The sequence below is a fragment of the Desulfonatronum sp. SC1 genome (assembly GCF_003046795.1).
Classification (GTDB): Bacteria; Desulfobacterota; Desulfovibrionia; order Desulfovibrionales; family Desulfonatronaceae; genus Desulfonatronum.
The window spans coordinates 1-486 of the sequence record NZ_PZKN01000108.1; the positions used below are offsets into that span (position 1 = coordinate 1).

Genomic DNA, 486 nt, shown 5'->3' on the forward strand with positions numbered 1-486 from the left:
GTGCAAGGATGAGTTTTCTTTTATCCGTGGCACCGGTAATACAGTATAATTTTTCGCCGGACTGGAGTCTACATTTGGCACTCAATTATAACCACATAAGCAATGGGGGGCAGCGACAGCCCAATAGAGGAATGAACTTTCCGCAGGTCGGACTTGGAGTGGGTTATAATCTTAAAAAGTCCGATCTACCATCCTACCCAAAGCTTGAACCTGATGGTGTATGGCATGGCTGGATTGAAGCGGGATACACCACCCGTAAAACCGGTGATGCACATGTGCGTCGTCCCGTATTTTCCATTGCAGGAGGATTTTATCACCCGTTTACCGGCATCAATGCAGCAGGCTTTGGTGTCGAGTTTTCTGATGATTATTCTATCCGTTCAAATATCAGTGATAAGAAGTACACGCTGGCACCCTTTGTTTCGCATCACTTATTGCTCGGAAGATTTGACTTTTCTCAACGATTGGCTTATTATGTAATAAAAC

The 486-nt window shown here is 44.7% G+C and carries 1 protein-coding gene; it reads left to right on the forward strand.

Features of this window, described 5'->3' with window-relative positions:
• Nucleotides 1-74: 74 nt before the first annotated feature.
• A partial coding sequence (locus C6366_RS20915) for an acyloxyacyl hydrolase (RefSeq protein WP_199221583.1) occupies nt 75-486 on the forward strand: 412 nt, incomplete at its 3' end.